The organism is Streptomyces sp. AM25 (assembly GCF_058146165.1).
The window spans coordinates 1-3,070 of record NZ_JBKIWN010000111.1 but is presented as its reverse complement, the minus strand read 5'-3'; the positions used below and the strand labels follow the sequence as shown (position 1 = coordinate 3,070).

Annotated in this window: 2 protein-coding genes; both read left to right on the top strand. The window is 60.1% G+C overall.

Annotated features, from left to right (window positions below):
• The first annotated feature begins 679 nt into the window (after positions 1–679).
• Entirely contained in the window at positions 680–1,399 is a 720-nt protein-coding gene (locus ACLHRZ_RS37010) for a hypothetical protein (protein WP_490422974.1), read from the top strand.
• A gap of 986 nt (positions 1,400–2,385) precedes the next feature.
• Complete coding sequence (locus ACLHRZ_RS37005) at positions 2,386–3,051, top strand: reverse transcriptase domain-containing protein (RefSeq protein ID WP_490422973.1); 666 nt, start codon at positions 2,386–2,388, stop codon at positions 3,049–3,051.
• Positions 3,052–3,070: the final 19 nt, after the last annotated feature.

Genomic DNA, 3,070 nt, shown 5'->3' with positions numbered 1-3,070 from the left:
GGCTGCACCAACCGGCGGGACACGATCGAAAGCTGGTCCAGGCTCGCGGGTGGAAGTCCCGTCCGGGTAGACACCGGAGTGCCCGGTAGCAGGTCCCGGTTCGTCGTGGAGACGCTGCGGGCTCTGTTCCGGGGGCAGCCTCCAGGGTTCTTCCGGGGTAAGGGGGGCGGCACGTGTGCACAGTCTGGGCCGGAACAGGAGAGACCCGTCTGACCACGCCTGGCATCGGGCAAGAGACCGGACGTATAAGCCGATGGTGAAGTCGTCCGGAGGGCAGCGGGAGTCCGAGGGGGCCGTAGTACCGCGGATCGGCGTGCAGCATAACGCGCCAGGAGGAAAGGGCCCTCACTTTGATCACGCCCGTAGCGAAGGTATTGATCCGAAACTCTTGGATTTCCTGGACTGTTGCGGCATCCTCGCAGGTCACAGCTTTGTGAAAAGGAACCCGAAGAGTTTCGGTTCAATAGCATCCCCAAGTCCTCTCCTCGCAAGAACGTTCGATCGCCATAAACATGCAACACAGAAAAGAGGGATGAAAATGGCCGCTGTCGTATTCCGCGGGGGAAGACTGCCTGCCCAGCCAGCCCGGCCCCACCTGCGACTTAGTTCCTACCTAAGTGAATCGCTTCCCGCACCCCCTAGAACCGCCGACTGGCTTTCCTCTGTTAAGTCTTGGCCGATGTATCTCAATGACCGCATAGGAGACTGCACTTGCGCGGCGATCGGACACATGATCCAAGCGGCAACAACATACGGGGCAGGTAGCACCGTAACGATCTCCGATCAAGAGATCCTGGCCGCATACCGCGCAATAGCCGGATACACTCCGTCCAATCCCTCCAGTGACACAGGCGCCTATGTTCAGGATGCGCTTAACTACTGGCTGAAAATCGGACTTGGAGGGCATCGCATACTCGCCTATGCGGCAGTAGACGTTTCGGATCTTGATCAAGTGCGGCAGGCGGTGAATCTATTCGGCTGCGTGGATGTCGGGTTCAACTTTTCCAGCGCAGCTATGAATCAATTCCGGTCCGGCCAGCCTTGGGATGTCAGCAAAGGCGCCCACCCAAAGGGTGGCCATTGCGTACCTGTCGGCGCTTACGGTGCTGACGGATCTTTTACCTGTATCACCTGGGGGAAGGCTCAGAAGATGACCGAGAAATTCTGGAAGACGTACGTAGACGAAGCCTGGGTAGTCCTAACTAAGGACTGGATCAATTCTCAAGGGCTAGACCCTCAGGGGCTATCCTTGCCTCAACTTGGCCAAGACTATGCGGAATTGACTGGTCGCCCCAATCCGGTTCCCGCTTCTCCGTCAACGTCCGAGTCCCGTCCAGTCGAGGCCGACATAGCCCTGGCCGACGCGGTGCGCGCCTGGCTAAACACGAAGAAATTATAGCCTTTCCCTTTCCTTGTTTTCGCTGGCTACCGGTAGTGAGGCGCCCCGAAGTTCTCGGACAGTGGTCCCCGTAGGGTTGAAGTCCGGAACGACGGAGAGAGCACGTGGCACAGAAGCGCAGGAAGTATAGCCCTGAATTCAGGGACGAGGCGGTCAAGATGGTCGTTGTGGAGCGAGCTGGTCCGCCGGCTGATGCGCGAGCTGGACCTTGTGCCCTGCCAGCCCAAGCCGAAACGCTTCGGCCTCACCCGGCCCGCGACAGGCGATGTACCGGACCTCCCCGGCCGCGACTTCACCGCCGATGCCCCGGGAAAGAAACTTGTCGGCGATATATTAAGGATCTTCAGAGTGGCCACCGATCGGGTGACAGCTCCTTGGAAAACCGCAGGTCTTGTGTCCTGAACATGAAAGGGAGTTGGTTGTAGGTCAGCTTCTGGAAATGGTGCTGTGCGGAAGATGAAGGAGTAGTGGCCCTTCGGAGCCGCCCTGCGGGGGGAGGCTTCAAACCACCTCATGCTGCATTGGGTTGAAGACCGTTGTGGTGAGCGATGGGGAAAAGGCGTCGTGAGAGACGTCAGGTGGGGATCGGGAAGACGAACGCAAGTGAATCGCTGCTGATGTGTCGAAAAGTTTCTGAACGGCATCGAAACCGGGGTGTGACCTGAACCCCGGGATAAGCCTGGCGGGTGCCCGTCTATTGGCCAGGCGGTGTCCGGCATGTAGGCGACGTGAGTCCGATCTGCGGCTTCCGTATGGAACAGGAGAAGGCAGGCACTGACACTGACCGCCGCGATGCGGAGGCAAGAGGGAGCACCCCAAGCAGCGGACACTGCAAGGGGCTGAGTACCGACGCAGAGCCTGCTGGCGGACCGACTCGTAGTAGTGATGAAGCCCCTGTAACGGGGGTGGAGCGAAGGGGTCGGGTCGTTCGTGACTGTGTTGATCGCATCAACCGGACGCCGTCCGGGAGGAATCCGAGGGACCAGTTGAAGTCTCAGAGCAAGCCGTTTGAAATCTCCAAGTGGGAAGTAAAGGAGGCGTGGGAGGAAGTCAGGGCGAACAAGGGTGCACCCGGAGTGGACGGGCAGAGCATCGACGACTTCGAGGAAGACTTGAAGGGCAACCTCTACAAGGTCTGGAACCGGATGTCGTCAGGCTCTTACTTTCCGCCCTCGGTGCGTGCGGTGGCTATTCCCAAGCCTCACGGAGGCGGCGAAAGAATGCTCGGCATTCCCACCGTCGCGGACCGGGTGGCTCAGACCGTGGTGGCACGGCATCTGATGCGGCGGGTGGAGCCAATTTTCCATCCGGACAGCTATGGATACCGGCCTGGACGGTCCGCGCTGGACGCGGTGGGAAAATGCAGGGAGCGGTGTTGGAAAAGGAACTGGGTGGTGGAGTTCGACATCGCCAAGTTCTTCGACAGCGTCCCCTGGGACCTGCTGGTCAAAGCGGTGGAAGCGCACACCGAAGCCGTCTGGGTGAACTTGTATGTACGGCGATGGCTCGCTGCCCCGCTCGTCATGCCCGACGGCTCCCTGCTGGAGCGGGAGTGCGGGACGCCCCAGGGCGCCCCGGTGTCTCCCGTCCTGGCGAACCTGTTCCTGCACTACGCGTGTACGTCCAGGAGTCCGGGCGTCGTCTCAACTTGAAAGAGGTGGAGGGGATGTA

Bases quoted from the DNA above. Each gene is read 5' to 3' on its own strand.
- ACLHRZ_RS37010 (WP_490422974.1), top strand. From the start codon at position 680: ATGTATCTCAATGACCGCATAGGAGACTGCACTTGCGCGGCGATCGGA.